This window comes from Alphaproteobacteria bacterium PA2 (genome assembly GCA_002256425.1).
Lineage (GTDB): Bacteria > Pseudomonadota > Alphaproteobacteria > Caulobacterales > Caulobacteraceae > Phenylobacterium.
Window position 1 is genome coordinate 3,395,843 of the sequence record NKIZ01000001.1, and the last position, 23,230, is coordinate 3,419,072.

The 23,230-nt window shown below is 63.5% G+C and carries 26 protein-coding genes and 1 tRNA gene; 9 read left to right on the plus strand and 18 right to left on the minus strand.

The genetic code is table 11. The features are described 5' to 3' along the window. Positions 1-57 precede the first annotated feature (57 nt). From CFE28_16240 to CFE28_16265, 6 genes are all read right to left on the minus strand, one after another. Entirely contained in the window at positions 58-1,017 is a 960-nt protein-coding gene (locus tag CFE28_16240) for an integrase (GenBank protein OYU71403.1), read from the minus strand. Then, positions 1,014-1,367, minus strand: coding sequence for a hypothetical protein (locus CFE28_16245; protein OYU71769.1), 354 nt, complete (start codon positions 1,365-1,367; stop codon positions 1,014-1,016). Before CFE28_16245 ends, CFE28_16240 begins: the two co-directional genes overlap by 4 nt. 118 nt (positions 1,368-1,485) lie before the next feature. After that, complete coding sequence (locus CFE28_16250; protein ID OYU71404.1) at positions 1,486-2,853, minus strand: hypothetical protein; 1,368 nt, start codon at positions 2,851-2,853, stop codon at positions 1,486-1,488. After that, positions 2,853-3,320: a hypothetical protein gene (locus CFE28_16255; protein OYU71405.1), complete on the minus strand. Its 468-nt coding sequence runs from the start codon at positions 3,318-3,320 to the stop codon at positions 2,853-2,855. The genes CFE28_16250 and CFE28_16255 overlap by 1 nt, the downstream gene beginning before the upstream one ends. Further along, positions 3,317-3,754, minus strand: a complete 438-nt coding sequence (locus CFE28_16260) for a hypothetical protein (protein ID OYU71770.1) — start codon at positions 3,752-3,754, stop codon at positions 3,317-3,319. The genes CFE28_16255 and CFE28_16260 overlap by 4 nt, the downstream gene beginning before the upstream one ends. Further along, positions 3,747-4,448 carry a hypothetical protein gene (locus tag CFE28_16265; protein ID OYU71406.1) on the minus strand — a complete coding sequence of 234 codons (702 nt, stop codon included), beginning with the start codon at positions 4,446-4,448 and terminating at the stop codon, positions 3,747-3,749. Before CFE28_16265 ends, CFE28_16260 begins: the two co-directional genes overlap by 8 nt. A gap of 145 nt (positions 4,449-4,593) precedes the next feature. Between CFE28_16265 and CFE28_16270 the strand changes: the two genes are divergently transcribed. After that, the gene (locus CFE28_16270) at positions 4,594-4,980 is read left to right on the plus strand and encodes a hypothetical protein (GenBank protein OYU71407.1); all 387 of its coding nucleotides are present in this window, start codon (positions 4,594-4,596) and stop codon (positions 4,978-4,980) included. Further along, complete coding sequence (locus CFE28_16275) at positions 4,961-5,695, plus strand: hypothetical protein (GenBank protein OYU71408.1); 735 nt, start codon at positions 4,961-4,963, stop codon at positions 5,693-5,695. Before CFE28_16270 ends, CFE28_16275 begins: the two co-directional genes overlap by 20 nt. 918 nt (positions 5,696-6,613) lie before the next feature. Here CFE28_16275 and CFE28_16280 read toward each other — a convergent pair. After that, on the minus strand, positions 6,614-7,288 hold the full coding sequence (locus CFE28_16280; GenBank protein OYU71409.1) for a hypothetical protein: 675 nt from the start codon (positions 7,286-7,288) through the stop codon (positions 6,614-6,616). Between the two features lie 194 nt (positions 7,289-7,482). Here CFE28_16280 and CFE28_16285 point away from each other — a divergent pair, with 194 nt between their 5' ends. After that, a complete protein-coding gene (locus CFE28_16285) occupies positions 7,483-8,595 on the plus strand; it encodes an integrase (GenBank protein ID OYU71410.1) in 1,113 nt (370 codons plus the stop codon). Between the two features lie 30 nt (positions 8,596-8,625). On the opposite strand, the gene CFE28_16290 is transcribed toward CFE28_16285, so the two are convergent. Both CFE28_16290 and CFE28_16295 read right to left on the minus strand, forming a co-directional pair. Continuing rightward, positions 8,626-8,702, minus strand: a tRNA-Arg gene (locus CFE28_16290). 71 nt (positions 8,703-8,773) lie between these two features. Further along, positions 8,774-9,814 (minus strand): peptidase T4, encoded by a 1,041-nt coding sequence (locus CFE28_16295; GenBank protein OYU71411.1) that lies wholly within the window; start codon positions 9,812-9,814, stop codon positions 8,774-8,776. Between the two features lie 318 nt (positions 9,815-10,132). Here CFE28_16295 and ggt point away from each other — a divergent pair, with 318 nt between their 5' ends. After that, positions 10,133-11,737, plus strand: a complete 1,605-nt coding sequence (gene ggt, locus CFE28_16300) for a gamma-glutamyltransferase (GenBank protein OYU71771.1) — start codon at positions 10,133-10,135, stop codon at positions 11,735-11,737. On the opposite strand, the gene CFE28_16305 is transcribed toward ggt, so the two are convergent. The 4 genes from CFE28_16305 to CFE28_16320 all read right to left on the minus strand — a co-directional run bounded on the left by CFE28_16305 (position 11,734) and on the right by CFE28_16320 (position 15,162). Next, positions 11,734-13,215: a two-component sensor histidine kinase gene (locus CFE28_16305; GenBank protein ID OYU71412.1), complete on the minus strand. Its 1,482-nt coding sequence runs from the start codon at positions 13,213-13,215 to the stop codon at positions 11,734-11,736. The genes ggt and CFE28_16305 overlap by 4 nt on opposite strands. Positions 13,216-13,280: 65 nt before the next feature. Continuing rightward, positions 13,281-14,324 carry a dihydroorotate dehydrogenase (quinone) gene (locus CFE28_16310; GenBank protein OYU71413.1) on the minus strand — a complete coding sequence of 348 codons (1,044 nt, stop codon included), beginning with the start codon at positions 14,322-14,324 and terminating at the stop codon, positions 13,281-13,283. Next, the gene (locus tag CFE28_16315) at positions 14,321-14,662 is read right to left on the minus strand and encodes a dihydroorotate dehydrogenase (GenBank protein ID OYU71414.1); all 342 of its coding nucleotides are present in this window, start codon (positions 14,660-14,662) and stop codon (positions 14,321-14,323) included. The genes CFE28_16310 and CFE28_16315 overlap by 4 nt, the downstream gene beginning before the upstream one ends. 2 nt (positions 14,663-14,664) lie before the next feature. After that, positions 14,665-15,162 carry a histidine phosphatase gene (locus CFE28_16320; protein ID OYU71415.1) on the minus strand — a complete coding sequence of 166 codons (498 nt, stop codon included), beginning with the start codon at positions 15,160-15,162 and terminating at the stop codon, positions 14,665-14,667. A 92-nt stretch (positions 15,163-15,254) separates the two neighbouring features. Here CFE28_16320 and CFE28_16325 point away from each other — a divergent pair, with 92 nt between their 5' ends. Continuing rightward, positions 15,255-16,412, plus strand: coding sequence for a homoserine O-acetyltransferase (locus tag CFE28_16325; protein OYU71416.1), 1,158 nt, complete (start codon positions 15,255-15,257; stop codon positions 16,410-16,412). Further along, positions 16,409-17,026, plus strand: coding sequence for a methionine biosynthesis protein MetW (gene metW / locus CFE28_16330; GenBank protein ID OYU71417.1), 618 nt, complete (start codon positions 16,409-16,411; stop codon positions 17,024-17,026). The genes CFE28_16325 and metW overlap by 4 nt, the downstream gene beginning before the upstream one ends. A 1-nt stretch (position 17,027) precedes the next feature. Here the strand turns inward: metW and CFE28_16335 are convergent, their stop codons facing one another. Beyond that, positions 17,028-17,372 (minus strand): transcriptional regulator, encoded by a 345-nt coding sequence (locus tag CFE28_16335; GenBank protein ID OYU71418.1) that lies wholly within the window; start codon positions 17,370-17,372, stop codon positions 17,028-17,030. Between the two features lie 99 nt (positions 17,373-17,471). After that, entirely contained in the window at positions 17,472-18,230 is a 759-nt protein-coding gene (locus CFE28_16340; GenBank protein ID OYU71419.1) for a methyltransferase type 11, read from the minus strand. Between the two features lie 75 nt (positions 18,231-18,305). On the opposite strand from CFE28_16340, the gene gloB reads away from it, so the two are divergent. After that, positions 18,306-19,052, plus strand: a complete 747-nt coding sequence (gene gloB, locus CFE28_16345; GenBank protein OYU71772.1) for a hydroxyacylglutathione hydrolase — start codon at positions 18,306-18,308, stop codon at positions 19,050-19,052. A 9-nt stretch (positions 19,053-19,061) separates the two neighbouring features. Here the strand turns inward: gloB and CFE28_16350 are convergent, their stop codons facing one another. From CFE28_16350 to CFE28_16360, 3 genes are read right to left on the minus strand one after another with little or no spacing between them, the layout of a single operon-like run. Then, positions 19,062-19,829 (minus strand): DUF4908 domain-containing protein, encoded by a 768-nt coding sequence (locus CFE28_16350; GenBank protein OYU71420.1) that lies wholly within the window; start codon positions 19,827-19,829, stop codon positions 19,062-19,064. 56 nt (positions 19,830-19,885) lie between these two features. Beyond that, positions 19,886-20,611: a beta-ketoacyl-ACP reductase gene (locus tag CFE28_16355; GenBank protein ID OYU71421.1), complete on the minus strand. Its 726-nt coding sequence runs from the start codon at positions 20,609-20,611 to the stop codon at positions 19,886-19,888. Positions 20,612-20,653: 42 nt separating this feature from the next. Beyond that, positions 20,654-21,829, minus strand: coding sequence for an acetyl-CoA acetyltransferase (locus CFE28_16360; protein ID OYU71422.1), 1,176 nt, complete (start codon positions 21,827-21,829; stop codon positions 20,654-20,656). 168 nt (positions 21,830-21,997) lie between these two features. Between CFE28_16360 and phaR the strand changes: the two genes are divergently transcribed. Beyond that, complete coding sequence (gene phaR / locus CFE28_16365; GenBank protein OYU71423.1) at positions 21,998-22,606, plus strand: polyhydroxyalkanoate synthesis repressor PhaR; 609 nt, start codon at positions 21,998-22,000, stop codon at positions 22,604-22,606. Positions 22,607-22,648: 42 nt separating this feature from the next. Then, positions 22,649-22,981, plus strand: a complete 333-nt coding sequence (locus CFE28_16370) for a hypothetical protein (protein ID OYU71424.1) — start codon at positions 22,649-22,651, stop codon at positions 22,979-22,981. The last annotated feature ends 249 nt before the right edge of the window (positions 22,982-23,230 follow it).

Sequence of the window (23,230 nt, forward strand, 5' to 3'; positions counted from 1 at the left end):
TATATGCGCGACCGCATCAAATCCTATTTTGATGTAGCAGAAGATATCAACTCAATATCAGATTCGTATACGTTCGATCTCATCAAGGCTGACCTGATCGGAGCGCCGATCATAGAGCTGTGTGGTGCGAGTGGAGGCGTGATTTGCCATAGCGGCTGCATTTTCCAGCGTACCGCCGTTCTTCAAATAAGCCGTAATGCCCGTAGCGCGAAATGTGTGGTTGCCGATCTTAGTGGCGATGCCCGATGCACAGGCCCGACGCCCTATCATGGCATAGGCGTTCGACTGTGGGAGAGGTCTCGAGCTAAGCGCCGACCTACCCCGTTCAATCGTACGAAATAGTGGCCCTTTAGGATCACGCCGCAGGTCGCAGCCGTCGAGATAGGCGTCCAGAAATGTCTCGAGCGAATGGTGGCAAGGCATCTCGTGACGCTTGCCGCCCTTTTCGTGGAGGCGAACCCAGAGCCGACGGTTCTGCACAAAGACGTCTTCAACCTTCATTCCCAAGGCGGCGCCAATGCGTGCAAAGCTGAACACCATCAAGCTAATCAGCGCCCGGTCACGCAGACCGACCGGGGTCGATATGTCGATCGCATCAAGGAGATGCCGAGCCTCTGCCGGATCGAGCACCGGTGTTTTTCCCCGGCGGACGCTATGGGATGGTCCGCGCACTGAAGCGGCTGGATTCAGCGGAACGACCTGACCCATCACCAGCCAGTCGAAGAGATGGCGGATCGCTGCCAAGTGCTGCTTTGACGTTGGCGAAGATCTGGAAAGGCTTAGAGCCTCTATGTAGGCGCCCACATGGAGCGGTTGGACGTCAGTGACCGAGGCCACCCCCCTGCCCTCGCACCAAGCCAGGAAATCGACCACGGCGCGGGCATAGGCCCGGCGCGTGTTGGCGTTTCTGATGGTCGTGGCGAAGAATTCGAGAAATCGGATTTGAGCGCGCTCGCCGGCAGCCGCGACTATCGACGGTAGGTTTTGAAATCTAACGGGCTGGACGAGCCGCTTCATAACCTACCAACTTCGCGAGCAATCGCCACAGCGGAGGTCGCGTTGTCGAACTGAAAAACAACGCGTCCTTGAGTGTTGCGCTCACGCAGGTCGATTTTCCCTTGCGTGTAGTCATATGAAAAGCACCAGCGCTGGCCCCCAACCTTGACCCAGCAGGTACGGGCAGTCTGACCGTTGCGCTCATAGACGGAAACGTCGTGTCCAGTGCGGCCGAGCTCCAGGCGTGCCCTGACGGCGTCAGAAAGCGGCTTGATCACCTGATCGACCAGTGGCGCATGGTGCGCAGCTTCCCGGCACACCTTTGCGAGAAACTCGTCGATCTGCTTGTCTGTCGTTAGCTGCCGCGCCATGTCCCACCTATATGTGATAATGTCCTTTATCACACATATAAAGCAGCAGCACCTACTGCTTGGTCTCGATATGAAATAGGTGATCGCTTAGCCGATCCGTGAGGACCTGGAGGTCCAGCTACCGGGCACCGTGATCGCCCCACAGCGACTGAATAATCGGCTCGAATTCGGGCTTCGAGCAAAACTGGCAATCTGGGTGTCGGGGCCGCAGCGTGCGGGATCGGGCGATCGGCAGGTTCCATGGATCGACTGACCAGTAGTTAGTCGTGGTGATATCGGCGAAGCACCGCAGCATCTCCACCACCATCAGGATGCCCGCCCAGGCTGAGACGAAGGCGAAGGGCGCAAGAACCTGACGGCCTTCGGGGGTTGCCAGGGCCTGCTCCGAGCAGAGCTGACGGAACAAGCTGTCAAACGCTAGGTTGACGATGGCCGACGCGTCGATACTGGGGTGCGTCTGCGCGATCCTGCGCGCAACGCCTTCGGTGATGAGACCGCTCCGAACGTCGGCCAGGTCGACGCCCAGGCCTTCGGCGATTGAGCGCTCCCGGGCTTGCTCCTCCGGCACGTGGCGGTAGATGCAGGCGAGGCAGGCATGATCGGTGGGCAGGGTATTCGAGTGCACTATCACGCCGCGGACGTCGGTGGTGGATGCGTCGATGATCCGCCGGGGCGCCTCCAGCTGTATGGCGCGGCGGACGAGGCGGCTGTCGACCGTGACGAAGACCGTCTCAGGCGGTCGGCCGAGGATGCGGACGAACGCTTTGAAATCTTCTACGCGTGGAAGAAGGGTGAGCCCCTGGAGGTCGAGTTGGGCGCGCTCCGCCAGGGCCACTGCCTTGTCGCGGTCGATGTCGTCCTCGACCAGATATAGACAGCGGTTCAGCACCCCGCCCTGGACCACCTTGGGATCGACAATCGACAGCTCACCACGGACGTCGAGATGTCGAATGGCGCGCAGGAAGCCATGCGCCACGGCCCCAGCGCCAGCCATGACGGCCGACCCAAGAACGAGTGGACGGTCAAGGGCACCGTCTGGAACCCCGAGCTGAGCATAGTCTAGGCGCATAGGCAGGCGGGCCTGGGGCAGTGCCTGATCCTCGATCACCGCATGGACCGTGGCCGCGGCGGCGGCGCACGCGGCGGCGGCGGCGTATAGCGGATGAGGTTGGGTGTTTAGGAGCCTGACAGCATCCTGGCCGAGGATGGCTCGCGTGGCGTCAAGGTCAACGAAAAGCTGTTTAGCGGCCGTGCGGGGCTCAGCTCCGCCGACGACCACCTCCAGGTCGGGCAGGGCTTCCCCCAGGTCAAATTCCGTCTGGACGGTGCGGCCGACTAGCTCGCCAATGTCGCGCGCCCAAGCGGTCTTCCATCCCACCTCGGCCGTGATGAGAACGACGCGCTTGAGACGTTCTCCTGCCTCGCCCTCGCCCACCCCGAGTATGGAAGCGAGCATTAGTGCGTTTTGCTGTGCAGCCGCACTCATCAAGCAATCCTGATCTGGGCTTCGAGGCCGAAGTTCGGGTGGTGACGCCATTCACCGTCGGGCGTGTAGGCGTAGGTCATCACCTCATTGAGGAAGGTCTCCTGGGTCGTCGTGGCCGCGAAGCGGGGCAGAACCAGGGATAGAGCCCCCACGTGGCGGACGATGGCCCATTCGGCGTCGACTTCGGAGTGGAAGGCGCGGCCAGGATGGGTGTGGATTTGCGCGACGATCCGACGTCGGGTCGATCGAAGATGATCCATCAGGGCCCGCATCGATTCCGGTGGAAGTCGGAAATAATCGATCGCCGCTATCTGCGCCGGCTCATAGACCTCTACGATCGGCGTCGGCGACCGCTGCGCTGCGGTCGACAGCCAGAGTGCGACCCGCTCCTCCTGCCGCAGCCCGCCGCGCCGGAGGACGTCAATGGTCTCGCGTAGCAAGGTGGGTGACAGGACAATGGCGGTCATCTAACGGCTCTCTTCCAGGCGCGCCACAACTGCAGAACGATCCCTCCGAGGTCTAGGCCGGATTGTCCCCGGTAGTTGTCCCAAAGGTCGGTGAGGTGGCTGGTGTGGGTGTGATATTCGCGGGCACCGCGCATGCACACAAACGGGCGGCCGGTATTGTCGTGCGGCCCTGGATGGAAGACGCTGCCGACGTGCGGCGGCGGCGCCGTAAGATGCTTCCCGCTGGCGTCCATGATCTCGATCGCCGGCGGGAGTTCGTCCCAATCCTTGCAGGTCAGACGCAACCTAAGCGCCGCAGCGCTCTTGTGCCGAAAAATGACATCGAAGATCGGGAAGCGCGCCTCGACAATCTCCCAATCATAGAGCTTGACGGCGCGTGGGTCGATCTGGCCCACATCGCGGTCAAAGGCGGCGCGGGAGAGGGCTTCAAGCACCGCCGCCCCCTTCACGCGCACCCCATTCGAGCACCACCTCGCCGGCGAGGCAAGCCTGGGCCAAGGTGAGGTTAACGTCCACGTCCGTGCCGCCGACCGTGACGATCCAGGTGTCCGTATCGGTGATCTTCAGCTTGCGCTTGGCGTCGGCCAGGATCTCGCTGATCAACGCGGACGCAGGATAACGCTTGAAACCTTCCGCAGGGAATGTGCCAGCTGTGGTCACGACTGTGACCAGCACCTTTTGCGCGTGGTCCGCCCTACGTGACACCACGTGTTCGACGCCTCCCGGGCCGAAGGACAGAAGGCCGCCGGGCGAAAGTACAACGTCCGGTTCATCCTCCCGCTCTAGCACCCAGTCATGGTTATTCGAGGCTGGCCAAATGGTGAGGAACTCGTCCACCTCCATGTCCTGCTCCCCCCAGACCTGCCCCACCTCGTCAATGGTGAAGCTAAAGCTACGATCCGAGGGGAAGGCGCGGAGGAAGCCTCCGGCCTGCGCCTTGAGATCGATATCGTCGTCTGTGCCGATTAGGTGGGTGCGGCCTTCGTGCGCCAGTATCAGCTGGAACTCACTGGCTGGAACGTTGCCGGATTTGGTCAGGACCTCGCGGCCCGTGACCACACGGTCGGGAAATTCTACGTCCCGGCCGTTGACCGGGAAGGTCTGGCCGCGATGGGCGAGGTCATCCATTTTCTAGGTCTCCTATGAGCCGACCATCGGCCGGACTCTTGACGGGTGAATCAGTTGGACTACCTTGCAATAGAAGTCCCGATGTGGACTGTCTATATCGGGACTAAATGTTCCGTCAAGTCCACATGTGGATGGGAGGTGCTATATGCAGCTAGACACAACCGACGCCCATCAGGGTGCCGGGCAATCGAGGATTCCGGCAGAGCTTGAAGCCTTTTTCGCGATGGCTGATCGGTGGAAGTTATCGACGGACGAACAGATCATACTGCTAGGCTCTCCGGGGCGGTCGACCTTCTTTAAATGGAAGAAAGATGGCGGCGCTCTGCCCGCGGATACTCACGAACGCCTGTCACACATCTTGGGGATATGGAAATCGCTGCGCATCCTCTTCACCCAGGACGATCGCAGCGAGGCCTGGGTGCGGGCGAAGAATCGTTACTTCGACGGAGCCAGCGCGTTGGACATTATGCTGGAGAGCATGTCCGGGGTGATTCGGGTGAGGAGATATCTTGATGCCCACCGTGGGGCTTGAGGGCTCACATTTGACGGACTGGTCTGGGGAAGCGTTTCGGCTGATCCCGTCGAGGTTTCCGCCCGTCAATGTCTATGAAGGCCTGATCGCGAACGACCGCCAGGAAGATCTTGTAGCAGCAGAGAACCTGACCAACCCCCGGCTTAAGTCGCTGGAGCGGCTCTCATCGGCCGCGACGGGCGACGCAGGCGCCGACCCGCGCCTACAAAACTGGAACCTCGCGCCCTTCGCCTACGGAAATCCCGACGGCAGTCTGTTTTTCGGCGAAGACCGCGCCTGCCTCGAAGTTGCTACCGAACGACAAACCGCCCTTGCGGTGTCAGTCGCGCGGAGACAAGCGTTCATGGAAGCGACGTCGGAGGCGCCAATTGGCCTCGACATGCGAATGTTGTGCACACCCGTCAGCGGCGTGTTTTGGGACCTGCGTGGTGTGTCAAACTTCCCGGCGCGTCTTCCGATGAAGGACCGGCGAGAGCTTGGAGCCCTGATGCCGAGCGAGGCTCAAGGAATTCTCTATCGGCCCAGGGAGCGCCCCACGGGGACCTGCATAGCCATCGTGACCGGAGACGTCTTGCAACGATCTCAGCAAGCCGTGCACTTTCGATACGTATGGGATGGTCGATCCATTGCCTTGCTATACGCCTTTGACCAGAGGGGCACGCCTATCAATGCCGAGGCTCTTGCCAGCGAGGAAGACATCTTGGCCGCGGCCTGACCACCTAAAGCGCACCGGCCGACCACCCTTCCAGCCGGACAAAATCGTGGAAGCCGCAACCGGGCGCCATACACACCACGCTCGGATGAACGTAGCCATCCGAAGCAATCGAATGGGTCCTGAGCGAGACCCCGTGTCCACCGGAACATGTCAGCTCTGCCTTGAAGACCGCCCGGGTTCGTGGATTGCAGTCCTTCCACATCATCGGCGGCGGACGCCCGGGACCTGACCAGAGATTTATTGCAACAACAGAACGCGACCAGCCAGTCGGCGGCATTGAATTGATGGGGAATCGTTCCGGGTCTAGCTTCCCTCCCCCAAGGAAGCGGCGCAGCGCACCAAATATCCATCGTAGAATTTTCACCCGGTTCCCCCTCGCATCAACTCGACAGACTACCGAAGGTTAAGCTCGTGGAGGCTGAATTTTGCAAGTGACTGACCATCATGCGGAACAGGCCTCACGCCCCTCATGGAGAGAGAATAGTGGGTGCATTGATAAGGGACACTGACCTGCGGCTGAACCCGCTACGGAGATTGGAAAGGAAAATTCAGAAGTTCGATATCGCGACCGCCGAGCAATCGGCTGCCGTCATTAACCAGAGCTGGTGTGTAGCTAATTCCTGAAATCTTTAGAAAATCGGAAAATTGCAGCGATCCCGAAGCAAAGCGCCCCAGACAGCAATAAGAAGCCGGAGCTCCACGTCATTTCGTGGCCCTTTGAAGGCTCAAGGGCGGATAGGAGCAGAGCGACCACGCCCAAAATACAAAAAACTGTCACTGCGGCTCGATTGAATCCCCGCGCCGGTGAAAGGTTGGAATTCGAATTCAATCTTGCTTCCGTGCGCTGTTCTATACGTATTTCGCTCTGGAACTGCTTTGGATGTACAATATTTGAAGACTCGCAATCTTCATCAGTATTCATGTTTTTGCTCTAGAAACAATCCACTTAACGACAGATCTTTTTACGATTTCTTCAGCGTTTGGATTTTCTGCAAATATAATCTCAAGATATTCGAAAAATTGCTCTGGATCTAAATATAGGCCAACCGAGTCTAATTCATTCTTCAATTCTTTATATAATCTTTTTGCTCGTTGCCAATCCATCGAAGCACCCTTCGATATTGGGACAGATCCTGGACCTTCTAACAACCAATTGGCATCGATACCGAATTCTCGGACGAGCGCAACGAGAAGACGTAATGGCGGTTCGCTCTCGCCGCGCTCCCAAGTCAGATACGTTCTTTTCAGAAACCCTAATCGATCTGCAAACTCTTGCTGAGTCATGTTTTGCGACTGGCGGATCGCTAAAAGGCGCGCCATTATGTCATCGAATGAAAAATCTTTTTGACTAATGCCATATTTTGACAAACTATCACTCGCGCTTTGAGGGTTAGAGCTAAACCCGGGGCATTCGGATGATCTTCCCACGTAGCAGGTGGAAAATGCAACAAGGGTACAATTCTGGAACCGCGATTCTGTCGCTTGCATGTGTTGCAAGATTGCAGATTGGCCGTGTGTTTTGACAATGAGCGAGCAATTTTCTTCAATTGAGGGGAGGTCGCCCTCGGCGCCTGGGCCCCGCGGATTGACCATCGAACAGGCAGCAAAGTTTGCAGGCCTCAGCAGGCCGCGCTTTAAGAAAGCTTGTGAGGCTGGCGACTACCCTCGAGCGACATTGCCTGGCGGCCGCATCGATATGAAGAAACTCGAGCAGGCTATGGACCGGCTTAGCGGTATCTCATCTAGTAGTGAAGATGACGCGCTAACTCAGTGGGAGCTTCGCAGGCGTGAAAGCTAAGCTGCCCGGCGTCAACACTGTTAGGAAGCGTCTGAGCTCCGGCGGCGTAGGCATCTACTATTACTATCGTCCAACAGGAGCGCGGCTAACTGGGAAGCCAGGGTCGGCCGAGTTTGCACTCTCATATGCCCAGGCAGCTGCAGCACCGAAAGCCAACCATGTTTCCCGCACGCTCGCGGGACTGATGAACCAGTACTCACATTCCCAACATTTCAAGAAGCAATTGGCCAAGAGGACGCAGAAAGAGTATGTCCGGAAAATTCGATCTCTCGAGAACGAATTTGGCGATCTTCCAGTAAAAGCTTTGGATAATCGGCGAGTGCGTAGGCATTTTATTGAATATGGCGAACGCGTTGCTGAAATATCCGGACCGCGCGAGGCAGACTATAGGCTATCAGTATTGTCTTCCTGTCTATCTTGGGCTGCCGATGCAGCGATAATTGAGACCAACCACCTGCTGGGATTTAAAAGATACTACCACGGGGATCGGTCATCCATCATATGGGAGCCAACCCATATCGACGCCTTCATGCGACTTGCTCCATTTGAAATGCAAAGGGCCCTGGTCCTTGCACTCCATACAGGCCTCCGCCAAGGCGACCTATTGGGGCTTCAATGGTCAAATTATGATGGCCATACCCTCCGGTTGCGGATCGGAAAGAATGGAAAGAATGGGCAACTGGCGCCGGTTGTGGTCATCCCTTGCACAAAGGCGCTCCGCGGAATGCTCGACGATAGCGAGCGCAGAGGCTCCTACGTCCTATCCATAAGATCTGGAGAAAAATACTCGGCACGGCATTTCGGGAAGCAGTGGAAGGCGGCATTCAATCTCGCAGGATTGGAAGGATCCGATCTGCATTTTAATGACCTCCGCGGCACCGCCGTTACACTGCTTTCTGCAGCCGGATGTACGATTCCGCAGATCTGCGGGATTACGAAGCACAAGCTAGAGACAGCGACGAAGATTCTCGAAAAGTACCTCGATACGACACGCTACCTTGCAGAACAGGCAATCGAACTATTCGAGAACGCATCAGCAACTGAGTTTGCAAACCAACTGCAAACTGTGAGCCGCAAGGCACAAACCAAGGGGAGTTTCTAAAATTATGCCTCTGAAAATACAGAGAAAAAATGGCGCGCCCGGAACGATTCGAACGTCCGACCCTCAGATTCGTAGTCTGATGCTCTATCCAGCTGAGCTACGGGCGCGCATGGCCTTACGGCAAGGGCGCGGAACCTAATCGGGCCGGCGGCAAAGTGCAAGCCCCCGCGAAAGCGATCTATAGATCCCTCCAACAACGGACTTGGGCGCCGGGCCAGGGGGTCGCTTCATAGACCCCGCGGGCCACAGCCCGGGCCAGGACATCGGCGGCCAGGGCGCCCAGGCGGGCAATGGTGAAGTCGCCTCCCTGCAGGGGCTGGCGGCCGGTGGACAGGGCGAAGACCACGTCTCCGTCGAAGGGGGCATGGATGGGCCGTATGGCGCGGGCCAGGCCGTCCTGGGCCATGATGGCCAGCCGTTTGGCCTGGGCCGGCGTGAGGGCCACATCAGTGGCGACGCAGGCGATGGTGGTGTTCATCCTCTGGCCGGGATCGGCCTTGGCCTGACCCCACTCATCCGGGGCGGCCCTGAGGTCTGAAGATCCAAGCCCCCCGAACTCATCGTCAATTTCATAGGGCGCCGCCCAGAAGCTGCGTCCGCCCGGGGCGACCACGGCGCCATAGCTGTTGACGCAGGCCAGGGCGCCGACGGTCATGCCGTCCACCGTGACCACCGAGGCGGTTCCGGTTCCGCCCTTCAGGCTGCCGGCCATGGCGCCATAGCCGGCGCCCACCGTGCCCTGGACGACATCAAGGCCCGCATTGATCACCGCCTCGCGGCCCAGCCGGCGATAGGGGGGCTCTTCAGCCCAGGCCTTTTCGCCGCCATTAGCCAGGTCATAGAGGATGGCGCCGGGAACCACCGGAGAGAGGGGCACGCCCGCACGCCCCAGCAGTCCATAGCCGCGCCCCTGCGCGCCCAGCCAGCCGACCACCCCGTCACCCGCCGCCAGGCCATAGACCGAGCCTCCGGACAGGACGATGGCGTCAATGGCTTCTACCAGGTTCTCCGGCGAAAGCGCGTCAGTCTCCCGGGTGCCAGGCCCGCCGCCGCGCACATCCACAGACGCTACGGCGCGGTCGTCTGGCAGGATCACCGTGACGCCCGTGCGGGCCGCCTCGTCCTGGGCCTGGCCCACCTTGAGGCCCGGCACGTCGGTGATGCTGTTGCGCGGGCCGGGCGCAGGCGCCGGAGGTCGGGTTTTGGGCGTTTGGCTCATAGGGGACCAAGAACATGCTGAGAGGATTGTTGTCCACGCGCAGTGACCATTTTCAGCCGAAGTGGCCACCGGTTCGGCGCGGAAAATGGTCACACCTCAAAAAGGAGAGATGAGGTTTTGATTACTGAAGATCAAAACCTCCTCGGGGACTATGGTGCGTTCAAATCTCAAACTGAAGCGTGGTTTTCCGTGTCGACATCCCGTTCCCTGAAGCTGGCCCTGTTTGCGGCCCTCACCCTTGGCGCCCTCCACAGCCCGGCGGAAGCCAGGACCAAGCCGCATCATGCTGCGGCAACTGCACCTGCAGCATCGAAGGGGATGGTGGCGGCGGCCAATCCGCTGGCGGTGGAAGCCGGGCTCAATGTCCTGCGCCGGGGCGGGTCAGCCGTCGACGCCGCGGTCGCCGTGCAGGCGGCCCTGGGCCTTGTGGAGCCGCAGAGCTCGGGCCTCGGCGGCGGGTCTTTCATGACCTATTACGACGCAAAGACCCGCAAGGTGGTGGCCTTCAACGGCCGTGAAAAGGCGCCCATGGGCGCCAGTTCCGACATGTTCATGGGGCCCGATGGCAAGCCCCTGCCCTTTGTCACCGCCGTGGTCAGCGGCCGGGCCACCGGCGTGCCCGGCGCCGTGGCCATGCTGCACATGGCCCAGAGCAGGTATGGCAAGTTGCCATGGTCCACCCTGTTCGTGGACTCCGAGCGCATGGCCGACCAGGGCTTCATTGTCAGCCCCCGCCTGGCCATGATGGCCAGCAGCCCCTTCCCCCAGGCCAACCAGCCCGACGCCGTAGCCTATTTCACCAAGCCTGATGGCAAGAAGATCCAGGCCGGCGACCTTCTGCGCAATCCGGCCTATGCCGCCACCGTCCGCAAGATCGCCGCCGAAGGCCCCAGGGCCCTGCTGGAAGGCTCCATCGCCGAGGCCATCGTCAAGCGCACCTCGGAGGGGACCCTGCCGGGAACCATGACCCTGGCGGACCTCAAGGCCTACAAGCCCATGATGACCGAGGCCCTCTGCCGGCCCTACCGGATCTATGTGGTCTGCACCCCGCCCGCCCCCTCCGGCGGCCCGGCTGTGCTCGAAGGCCTCGGCCTGCTGGAAAACACCGACATCGCCAGTCACGGCCCTACCACCGTCGAGGGCTGGTATCTCTTCTCCCAGGCCAGCCGGTTGATGTATGCCGACCGGGACCGCTATTTCGGCGACCCTGACTTCGTGGACGTGCCGGTGGCGGGTCTGCTGGACCCGGCCTACCTGAAGGCCCGGGCCGCCCTCATCAATCCCGACAAGGCCGGAGCGCCGCCCATGGCCGGCAACCCCAAGGGCGCCGGCATCCGCGGAACTGACCATACCCAGGAGCCAGGCGGCACCACCCACTTCGTCATTGTCGACGCCGCGGGCAATACCGTGTCCATGACCACGACGGTCGAGAGCATTTTCGGCACGGGCCGGATGGTGGGCGGCTTCTTCCTGAACAACCAGCTCACCGACTTCTCCTTCTCGCCGACTGAAAAGGACGGCGTGGCCGCCGCCAACGCCGTGGCGCCCGGCAAGCGCCCCCGCTCATCCATGGCGCCGGCCATTGTGCTGGACCGCAAGGGACGCCTCTACGCCGCCGTCGGTTCTCCGGGGGGCAATTCCATCCTCGCCTATAACCTCAAGGCCCTGGTGGGCGTGCTGGACTGGAAACTGCCCATGCAGGACGCCATCGCCCTGCCCAACCTGATCGCCCGCGGCGCGCCCTACAATTCAGAGCCCGACAAGTTCGCCCCCGGCGTGGTCGAAGGCCTTGCCGCCAAGGGGGTCAATCTCACCGCAGGTGGCGGCGCGGAAGGCTCGGGCCTGCACGGGGTCCTGATGACGGACAAGGGCCTGACCGGCGGTGCTGACCCCCGCCGGGAAGGCGTGGCCAGGGTCCCCTAGGACGGCGCCTTCGCCCGCCGCCTCCTGGGCTTGTCCAGGGGCGGCGCGAAGCCGGGCAGGCGCAGTTCGAAGCTCGTCCCCTCGGGGCCAGTCGATGCCAGGATGAGGTCACCGCCATGACCCTGGGCAAGCTCCCGGGCGATGGCGAGGCCCAGTCCCGCGCCCCCGGGTCGGCTGGACCCGGAAAAGGGCTGGAACAGCCGCTCCTGGGCGCGCTCCGGTATGCCGGGGCCATTGTCGCTGATGGTCAGTATGGCCTGGGCAGGCTCCTGGATGAAGACGACCCTCACCACACCGCCCGCAGCCGGCGCATGCTGTTCCAGGGCCTGACGTGCGTTGCGCATCAGGTTTGACAGTATGCGGTGCAGCTGGTCGGGGTCGGCCATGACCTGGGCGAGGGTATCCACCTCGGTGATCAGACGCACAGACCCGCCAAGCCGCGCCTCTTCGGCCGCCGCCTCCAGGGCGGGCAGGAGCGGGGCAGGACGGGCGTCAGGCGCGGCCTCCTGGGTCTTGCCATAGGTCAGGACGTCCGAGGCCAGCTTGACCGCGCGGTTCAGCGCCCGCTCCAGCCGGGGCACGGCCTGGGCGACGGTCGGATCGCGGACCGACGCCAGGCGCTCGGAGGCCAGCTGGGCGCTGGTCAGCATGTTGCGCAGGTCGTGATTGATCTTGGCCACCGCCTCGCCCAGGGCCGCAAGACGGGCGCGGGAGCTGAGGGCCGTGCGCAGGTCGGCCTGCATGAGGTCCAGCTCCACCTCGGCCCGACCGACCTCATCGCGACGGCCGGAGGGCTCGATGTGGGCGGCGGGATCGTCCGGATCGGCCCTGAACCGCTCCATGGCTATGGTGATGCGCTGCATGGGCCGGACAAGGAAATAGTTCAGCGACAGGAAGACCAGCAGGCCGGCGAGACCCGCGACCGTCGCCGTGGTCAGGACCAGACTCCAGAGATTGCGCGACAGTTCCTTGCGCAACTCGGCGTCCGGAGCGACCACCTCGATGAATTCCGCCTCACGGAAACGGGGCTCGGCGATCACTCGGACAGCCCGGCCCGGTCCGCCGGTGAGGGTCTGGAAAGGCGCCATCAGCCACGACAGGGTCGCCTGATGGCGCAGGTCGACCAGATAGGGCGCCTCGGCCCGCTTGGGACCCTGCAGGACCAGGCGACGCATGCCGTCAGACTGGATGGCGACCGTCTCGACCCCGGCGCCCACCAGCAGCTGGGTGGAGAGTTGTTCGGTGACCACCCGGTCGGGCGCCACTTCCGTGGCCAGGGAGGCCAGTTCCGCCGCCCGGACCCGGTCCAGGAGCCACTGCTCCTCCCGCGCCGCCAGGGCCGGGGGCAGGATCATGGCCCCCGCCAGGAGGATGAAGAGAGCCGTGAGGATCAGCAGGCGTGCGGACAGACCGCCGGGCCAGAAGAATCGGCGTCCGGACGTCCACTGCGTCACCGCAGACTTGGGGGCGTCAGCCATGACAATTCCCGTAAGCCATCAAGGGCCTATGGGCAATGACGGGGGCTGGCAGGTCTCTCATCAGGCTACTGGGCGCCAACAGCCTGGGCGACACCGGTGAAACCGTCAGCCTTCAACCGCGCCGCCAGATCCCTGGCGATGGTGGTCACCAGGCCTGGTCCCTTGAAGACCATGGCGGAATAGAGCTGGACCGCGCTGGCCCCTGCGCGGATCCGGGCATAGGCCTCGGCCCCTGAGCCGATGCCGCCAACCCCGATCAGGACCAGGCGCCCGGCCGCCGCCGCATGGAATTCCTTCAGCTTGCTCTGGGCCAGGTCCGTCAGGGGCGCGCCGGACAGGCCGCCGCTCTCGCTGGCGAAGGCCGAGCGCAGGGCTGGCCGCGACAGGGTGGTGTTGGAGACGATCAGGCCTGCAAGGCCCTGGGCGACAGAGGTCTCGACAATGGCTTCGATCTCATCGGCCTCGAGATCAGGCGCCACCTTGAGAAAGACGGGCGCCTTGCCTTCGGCCGGGAGGCTGTCGCGTTTTTCGGCCAGGCGGCCCAGCAGGTCCTCAAGGGCGGCGCGGGTCTGCAGCCCCCGCAGGCCCGGCGTATTGGGCGAGGAGATATTGACGGTGAAATAGTCCGCCATGCCCCACAGGCGCTCGAGGCCCGTCACATAGTCGGCGATGCGGTCTTCAGCTTCCTTGTTGGCCCCGATATTGGCGCCGACCACGCCAGCTCCGCGGCGGGCCAGCCGGGCGGCGAAGGCTTCAAGGCCCTCATTGTTGAAGCCCATCCGGTTGATCACCGCCTGATCCGGGGTCAGGCGGAAGAGCCTGGGCCTTGGATTGCCCGCCTGGGGCAGGGGCGTGACCGTGCCGCACTCAACGAAGCCGAAGCCTGAGGCGAGCATGGGGCCGAAGACCTCGGCGTTCTTGTCAAAGCCGGGCGCCAGACCGATGCAGTTGGGCAGGCTGATCCCGGCGATCTCGGTGGCGAGCATGGGGTGATGCGCCGGGGCGCGAGGACCCAGGCCCAGGGAAAGGCCCGCAATGGTGGCGCGGTGGGCGTCTTCCGGGTCCAGCAGGTGCAGGCCCCGGGCGATCAGATCGTGGGCCAGGGTCATGTGAGATCTCCCAGTTGCGGAACCCCATCCTCGCCCAGGGGCGCATCCCGCGCCTCCAGCACACGGCCACAGTCGAGGGCGCCGTAGAGGTGGGGAAAGAGGTCTCCGCCCCGGGACGGCTCCCACTTCAGGTCCGGGCCAAGGTCGTCCGCCTCCACGACCAGTACGGCGAGATCAGGCTTGCCCGCGAAATAACGGCGGGCGGTTTCAAGGGCCTGGGTCCCGGTGGAGAAGTGGATATAGCCGTCGGCGTGGTCGATGGCCGAGCCTTCGAACCGGCCCCTGGCCTGGGCCTCCATCCATTCGGTGCGGGGCAGGATCTTGTAGATCAGGGCCATGGCTAGCGCCGGTCCCGGGGATAGAAGAGCCCGTCATAGGTCGGCTGGCCGTTATCATTGATCAGGAAGACCGCCGCCCCCGCGGTGGGCAGGCCGGTGCGGATCCGGCTGATGGCGGACGACGGCGCCCCACCTTCGATCAGCATGCGGGTCGCCAGGTCCTGCAGTCCCGGATTATGGCCGACAATCATCAGGGTCTGGCACTTTGCGCCGCGCAGGGTGATGACGCTGCGCAGGAAGCCGGGCTCTGCGAGATAGAGCTCCTTCTCGAACTGGGGCTGTAGCCCGGGAAAGCTCCGGGCGACCTCCTCCCAGGTCTCACGCACCCGCACGGCGGCGGAGGCCACGACCAGGTCGGGTATCAGGCCCATCTCGTTGAGGGTTTGACCGGCGCCTTCGGATTCCCGACGCCCCAGATGGGTGAGACGCCGGTCGAAGTCATCGCCGCTTTCTGCGTCCCGTTCCGCGTCGCCGTGACGCAAGAGGATCAGCCTGTTCATGCTCGCTCCGTAAGCCCGAACCCTACATAGCCGGGGTTGCCGCTGACGCGAAGCGGTTGACAGACAAAGTGCTTGGCGCTCCAAGCGGGGCGATGCCCAAGTCCCTGCCCGCCATTACCGAAGTCGAGTCCCGAGGGGGAATCTGGCGCTTTCCGGCGGATCAGCCCCTGAAGCTGGATTCCGGCGCCGAATTCGCGCCCCTGGAAATGGCCTATCAGACCTATGGCGTGCTCAATGAGGACCGGTCCAACGCGGTCCTGGTGTGCCATGCCCTGACTGGCGACCAGCACCTGGCCTCGACTCACCCGGTGACCGGCAAGCCGGGCTGGTGGATGCGGGTGGTCGGCCCTGGCCTGCCCCTGGATCCCGAGCGGTACTTCATCATCTGCGCCAATGTGCTGGGGGGCTGCATGGGCTCATCCGGTCCGGCCTCGACCAATCCCGCGACCGGCGAGGTCTATGGCCTGTCCTTTCCGATGATCACCATTGGCGACATGGCCCGGGCGCAGTCCATGCTGGTCAAGGCCCTGGGCATCGACACCCTGTTCGCCGTGGTCGGGGCCTCCATGGGCGGGATGCAGGTCCTGCAGTGGGCGGCGGACTTCCCGGACCGGATCTTCTCGGCCGTCTGCATCGGCGCAGCGCCCCGGCACTCAGCCCAGAACATCGCATTCCATGAGGTCGGCCGTCAGGCGATCATGGCAGATCCGGACTGGCAGGGCGGCGCCTATGTGAAGGCCGGGGTCCGCCCGGAAAAGGGCCTGGCCGTGGCCCGCATGGCCGCCCACATCACCTATCTGTCCGAAACCGCCCTCCAGCGGAAGTTTGGCCGGGAACTGCAGAGCGACGGTCTGAGCTGGGGCTTCAACGCCGACTTCCAGGTGGAAAGCTATCTGCGGCACCAGGGGGCCAGTTTCGTCGACCGCTTTGACGCCAACTCCTATCTCTACATCACCCGGGCCCTGGACTATTTCGACCTGGCCTCCGAGCACGAAGGCGTCCTGGCCAAGGCCTTCCAGAAGGCCCGGGACGTAAGGTTCTGCGTCCTGTCCTTCTCGTCGGACTGGCTCTACGCCACCTCCGAAAGCCGCGACATTGTCCGGGCCCTGAACGCCGCCGGCTGCCGGGCCAGCTTTGCTGAAATCCAGACCGACAAGGGCCATGACGCCATCTTCCTGGAAGAGCCGGCCCTGGACTCGGCCTTGCGCGGCTTCCTGGCTTCGGCTGCCGAGAAGCGGGGCCTGAAGTGAGCCAGGTGCGCGAAGACTTCCGGGAGATCATCCGGCTTGTGGCGCCCGGCAGCCGCGTCCTCGATGTGGGCTGCGGCGAGGGCGAACTGCTGGAAATGTTGACCCGGGAAAAGCAGATCGACGGACAGGGTCTGGAAATCTCCAGCGAGGGGGTTTCAGCCTGTCTCGCCCGGGGACTGGCTGTGGTGCAGGGGGACGGCGACCGCGACTTGGACCATTTCCCCTCCAAGGCCTTTGACTACGCCATCCTCTCCAAGACCCTGCAGCAGATGCGCGACCCGCGCCACGTACTGTCGGAACTCCTCAGGATCGCTGACGAAGCGGTGGTTTCGGTGCCGAACTTCGGCCACTGGCGGGTGCGGTGGGCCCTGCTGGCCCGGGGGCGCATGCCCGAGACCTCCGCCCTGCCGGACCCCTGGTGGGCGACAGCGAATATCCACCTGTGCACCCTGCATGACTTCATCGCCCTGTGCGATGACCTGGACATCCGCATCGAAGCCTGCGCCGCCCTGTCCGAAGGTCAGCCCGCCCGGCCGATCAATCCCAAGCGGGCCATTGAAAACTGGCGGGCCGAGACAGCGCTCTTCCTGCTCAGCCGTCGCTCGCCCAGATAGGCTAGCCGGCGATGGCGGCGGCGTCGGTGTCGCCGGTGCGGATGCGCAGGGCCTTTTCCAGATCCAGGACGAAGACCTTGCCGTCGCCGATCTTGCCGGTATTGGCGGTCCGGGCCACAGCCTCGACAACGGCGTCGGCGATATCGGTGGGGACGGCGATCTCCAGCTTCACCTTGGGCAGGAGTTTCACTTCGTACTCTGCGCCGCGATAGACCTCGGTCTTGCCCCGTTGCCGGCCATAGCCGCGAACCTCGGTGACAGTCAGGCCAGAGGCTCCAGCCTCGGTGACCGCTTCCAGCACGGCGTCGAGGCGGCTGGGCTTTATGACCGCAATGATCATCTTCATGGGAGGTCTCCGCTTTAGGGATGAAGGAAGGCTAGGGCGATCCGAACCGGACTCCAAGTGTGTCTATGCTGATCAATCCCGACCATCCTTGATTTAGGCCTAAAGGTCGTCATTCGACCGGCCCAGGGACACTGGCGCCCGCCCGACGGGCGCCGGGCTGAGGACGGGGCGGGACAGGGGCGCACGAACACGCTGGCCGCGGGGCTTGACGGCGAAGGTCTGCTTCACCGCTTCCATCAGGACCAGACCCGAAAAGCTGGGCCAGACCCGCGAGCCGGCCTGCTCAAAGCCCTCGGCCCAGCCGACCATCCATTCAATGGGCGGCGCATAGAGGGCGCGGGTCCAGCCCGACGGCTCAAGTTCTGCGTCCCTCAGCAGGTCCGCCAGCTGATGACGGCTGAAGGGGCGGCCATGGCCAAAGGGCGTGGACTCTGAATTGGCCCAGGGACCGTTCCGGGCGGCGACCACAACGACCACGCGGCCGGAAGGCGCCATGACACGCCAGACCTCCCGCAGCATGGCCAGGGGATCGGGGCTTTCCTCAAGGGCGTGGACCAGCAGAATCCGGTCAAACATCGCATTTCGGAATGGCAGGCTGTCCTCACCTGTCAGGGCCGCCAGATTTGGCGCGCGTCCAGGCCAGACCTCCACCCCCTGCTGGGCGGGCATGGCGGCGATCACCCGACGGGCGCTGTCCTTGAGGGGGCCCAGAAACGGGGTGGCGTAGCCGACTCCAAGGACGTCGAGGCCCCGGGCGCCATCCCAGATTTCCGCAACCTTGCGCGCCGTCATTTCCCGGGCGATCCGGCCCAGGCGTGAGGCGTAGAACTGGCGGAGCTCAAGGACATCGCGACGCATGCCGTAGAGTTAGGCCTAGTCGAGGCCGTTCGCGAGCCTTACCTAGGAGATTAATTGCAATCCGCCGAGGCGACCATGTCGATCACTGTCTACCAGTTCCCCTGCCTGTCCGACAATTACGGCTATCTGGTCCGCGACGACGCCACAGGCCTGGCCGCCTGCATCGATACGCCGGACGCCAAGGTCATACTGGGGGAACTGGACAAGCTGGGCTGGAAACTGGCCCTGATCCTCAACACCCACTGGCACGCCGACCACGCGGGCGGAAACGAAGAGATCAAGGCGGCTACGGGCTGTGAAGTGGTCGGCCCGGCCGAGGTGGAGCGCCTGTCGCCGGTCGACCGCAAGGTCAGCGGCGGAGATACGGTCACACTCGGTGAAACCACCTTCCAGGTCATCGAATCCGGTGGCCACACCCTGCAGCACGTGGCCTTTTATTCTGCCCCTGACCACACGGCCTTTGTGGGAGACACCCTGTTCGCCCTGGGCTGCGGCCGGATGTTCGAAGGAACGGCGCCCCAGTTCTGGGACAGCCTCCAGCGCCTGGCCGCCCTGCCCGATGACACCAGGGTCTACTGCGCCCACGAGTATACGGCGTCCAACGCCCGCTTCGCCCTGTCAGTGGATCCGGATCCGGCCGTGAAAGCCCGGACGGACGAGATCTTCGACAAACGGAGCCGGGACGAATGGACTGTCCCCAGCACCATCGGGATCGAAAAGGCCACCAATCCCTTCCTGCGGGCGCCGGTCCTGCGTCCCGGGCTTGCACCGCACGAGGCCTTTGCGGCCATCCGGACGGCGAAGGACAACTTCAAGGGCTGAACCCCTGGATCAGTGACCCTCTGCGGTCGCAATGATCCTGTCGGAGGATGGCCGGCCAGCCAGGCCGTCCCGGGGTGACACTGTAATCTGGACAACGCCGCGGCTGATCTGCGCCTGGGCCTTACGGCCCTCCACAAGGCGGACCTTGCCGATTTTCGAAAGGACCACCTTGGCGTCCGGGCGCTTGGAGATCCGGATAATGGCCTCGGCGGCGATCATGGCTGCGTCGGCGGTCAGGGCTGAAGAGCCAGGCGAGGCGTCGGCTTCAAAGGGAATCAGACGGCGGGCCGCCCGGGTCGCCCGGGCGCTGGCCTGGGCCAGGCGTTCAAGCAGTTGCTGAGGGCCCAGCTGGGCCAGGCGCAGGGTCTGCCCTGCCCCAGCCGCGGCGGCGGCGGTGCCGCCAGGCCTGTCATTGGTGAACAGGGTCAGGCCGCCGAGACGGGTCGCCCGAAGGACCGGTTCGCCCAGATCATTCATGTAGAGGACATCGCCGCGAGGGGCGAGCTGGGGACGCAGGACCCAGACCTCCGGATTGTCGTCGAACTTCAGGAGCGGGCGCGGCTGGCTGCGATCCAGGACAAAGACGTCGCCCTCCTGGCTGACATAGCGCGCCACAGGCTGGGCCGCCCGGGGATCCGCGGCTGAAGGCCTGGCGCCGAACAGGCTTTCGCGCAGGGCGCCGGGCTCCAGGGCGTTGGCTGACGACCCAAGGCACACGGCGGTGAGGGCGGCGAGCGCCGCCATCCGTCGGGCCGGATATGTCGAGGGGACAGACATCAGGGGACGGCGTCTAGTCTTTGACTTGGGCGGTTTTTGGACCCCGGTCAAAGAATCTAGCCCGCCATGTATTGCCCGCCGTTCAGGGACAGGGTGGACCCCGTGACATAGCCTGCGTGCTCGCCGGCCAGGAAGGCCACCATGTCGGCGATCTCGTCGCCGCGCCCCAGACGCCCGACCGGGATCTGGCCAATAATGGCGGCCAGAACGTTCTCCGGCACGGCCTGAACCATTTCGGTGTCGATATAGCCGGGGCAGATGCAGTTCACGGTCACGCCCTTGCGGGCGTTCTCCAGGGCCAGGGCCTTGGTGAAGCCGATCACGCCGGCCTTGGCGGCCGAATAATTGGTCTGACCCATCTGGCCCTTCTGGCCGTTGATGGACGAGATGTTGATGATCCGGCCCCACTCACGCTCACGCATGCCTTCAATGACGTGACGGGTCATGTTGAAGACCGAGTCCATATTGACCCGGATCACTTCGGACCATTGCTCGGGGCGCATCTTGTGGAAGACGCCGTCCCGGGTAATGCCGGCATTGTTCACCAGCACATCCACCGGACCCAGTTCCGCCGTCACCGCCTCGATGGCGCGGGCGCAGTCGTCGAAATTACCGACATTGCCCTTGACCACCATGACGCCAAGTTCCTTTGCACAGGCGGCGGCGGCCTCCTCATTGCCGGAATAGCCGGCCGCAACCGCCATGCCATCGGCCTTGAGACGCTCGCAGATCGCCCGGCCAATGCCACGCGTTCCGCCGGTAACAAACGCAACCCTGCCCATGTCGTCGCTCCCAATCTGTCTGTTGTTGTCGCCGAGACGGCCCTAGAGCGCCTCGATACACATGGCCACGCCCATGCCGCCGCCGACGCAGAGGGTCGCCAGACCCTTCTTGCCGCCCGAACGCTTCAGCTCGTGGACAAGGGTAGTGAGGATGCGCGCGCCCGAGGCGCCGATGGGGTGGCCGATGGCGATGGCGCCGCCGTTCACATTGACCTTGGCGGGATCGAGACCAAGGTCCCGGACCACGCAGATGGACTGGGCTGCAAAGGCTTCGTTGGACTCCACAAGGTCCAGGTCGCTGACGGACCAGCCGGCCTTTTCCAGGGCCTTGCGGCTGGCGGGGATCGGGCCCGTTCCCATGATGTCGGGCGCAACGCCTGCCGAGGCCCAGGAGGCGATGCGGGCCAGGGGCGCAAGGCCACGGCGGGCGGCTTCATAAGCGCTCATCAGCACCAGGGCGGCGGCGCCGTCGTTGAGGCCCGAGGCGTTGGCGGCGGTGACAGAGCCTTCCTTGTTGAAGGCCGGGCGCAGGCCCGACACACTGTCGAGGGTGGCGCCATGTCGGATGTATTCGTCCTGATCGACCACCACGTCGCCCTTGCGGCCCTTGATGGTGACCGGGGCGATTTCGCCGGCGAACTTGCCGGCCTTCTGGGCGGCCTCGGCCTTGTTCTGGCTGGCGACGGCGAACTGGTCCTGCTCTTCCCGGGTGATCTGCCAACGCGAGGCGATGTTCTCGGCGGTGACGCCCATGTGATAGCCGTGGAAGGCGTCGATCAGGCCGTCGCGGATCATGGTGTCGACCATGGCCATGTCGCCCATCTTGGTCCCGACCCGCAGGCTGGCGGCGTGGGGCGCCTGGCTCATGCTCTCCTGACCGCCGGCAATGACAATGCTGACCGAGCCGTCGGCAATCTGCTGGGCGCCCAGGGCGACAGCCCGCAGACCCGAGCCGCACAGCTGGTTCAGGCTCCAGGCCGGGCTCTCAACCGGAATGCCGGCGTTCACGGCTGCCTGGCGGGCGGGACCTTGGCCGGCGCCGGCCTGAAGGACCTGGCCCATGATGACTTCATCGACGTCCGCGGCGGCGATGCCCGCCCGGTCAATGGCCGCCAGGATCGCGGTCTTGCCCAGTTCGTGGGCGGGCAGGGTGGAGAGGGCTCCGTTGAAAGAACCGACCGGCGTACGGGCGGCCGAGACAATGACGACATCAGTCATGAGGAGATCCTTTTTGCGGTTCCCCCTATCTATTTAGAACCCCCGGGGAATGGGCAAGTGCGGGAATCCGACTTCTTGTTTTTCCCGCACTTTGCGAACGCGCTCGCATCCGCGATACTGCAGTGCAAGAATGGTCCCGATCGGGATGGAATCTCAAGAGGAGCAGCCATGGCGGACCCAAAGACCGGCAAATCGCCCGACGATCGCGTCGTCATCAAGAAGTACGCCAACCGCCGTCTCTACAATACGGCGTCCAGCTCCTATGTGACCCTCGACCATCTGTCCGAGATGGTGAAGCAGGATGTCCACTTCGTGGTCTATGACGCCAAGACCAATGAGGACATCACCCGCTCGGTCCTGACCCAGATCATCGTGGAAGAGGAAGGACGGGACGGTCAGAACCTCCTGCCCATCCAGTTCCTGCGTCAGCTGATCGGCTTCTATGGCAATTCCATGCAGGCCTTCCTGCCCTCCTATCTGGAACTGTCCCTGTCGACCTTCGCCGAGCAGCAGGAGCGCATGCGCAGCCAGTTCTCCGGCCTCAGCCAGACCGGCGGTCTTGGCCTCTATGAGGAACAGATCCGTCAGAACATGGCGCTGTTTGACCGGGCCATGAAGATGTTCAGCCCCTTCACGCCGGGCCGCTTCGACGCCGCATCGCCCGCCAAGGCGCCTGAACCCGCTCCGGCGGCCCAGACCGACGACACCCTTTCGGATCTGAAGCGCCGCATGGAGGAAATGTCGGCCCAGATTGAAAAGCTGGCTTCGAAGTCTTGAGGTCGAGGGACTTTTAACCAAACACCGTCAGGGTCTGCTGCGATGACGTCGCCCATTGATCCCATCCGGAATACCGGCCGCTCCCGGCGAACCCTTCGCCCGAAGCGCGACGCGGTGGAATCCGCCAATGAGGTCGCAGAAGACCGCAGCCTGCCCGTGGTCACGGGCCCGGTGGTCACCCATGAGCCGGAACAGGCCACGGACAGCGCTTCGGTGTTCAAGGCCCAGCTGATGGGGCAGGACGGTCAGAAGCGCGGCCTGCGCGGCGGTCCACAGGTGATCGGCGCCGCCCATACGGCTTACGCCTCCACGGAATGGTCGGGACCTGTCGACCGGCGCACCCGCAAGGGCGGCGTCAAGAAGACCGACGTCTAGATCGCCTGGGAGGCAATTTTGCCGCCGTCGGTCCCGATGGGCCCGGCGAAAAACGCCTGATCCGCCTTGATCCCGGCCTGAGAGGGGCTTCATTCCGGCCCCTGGGCCTGGCCTGCCCGTTGGCCCGAGTCTTGCTGTCTCCCTTAGCGAACCTTCGCTTCGGGACACCCCATGGCCGCTCTCATCACACGGATCATCGATATCGCCGTGGTCACCCTGATCTTCACGGCCTTTACCTAGGGCGCGGCA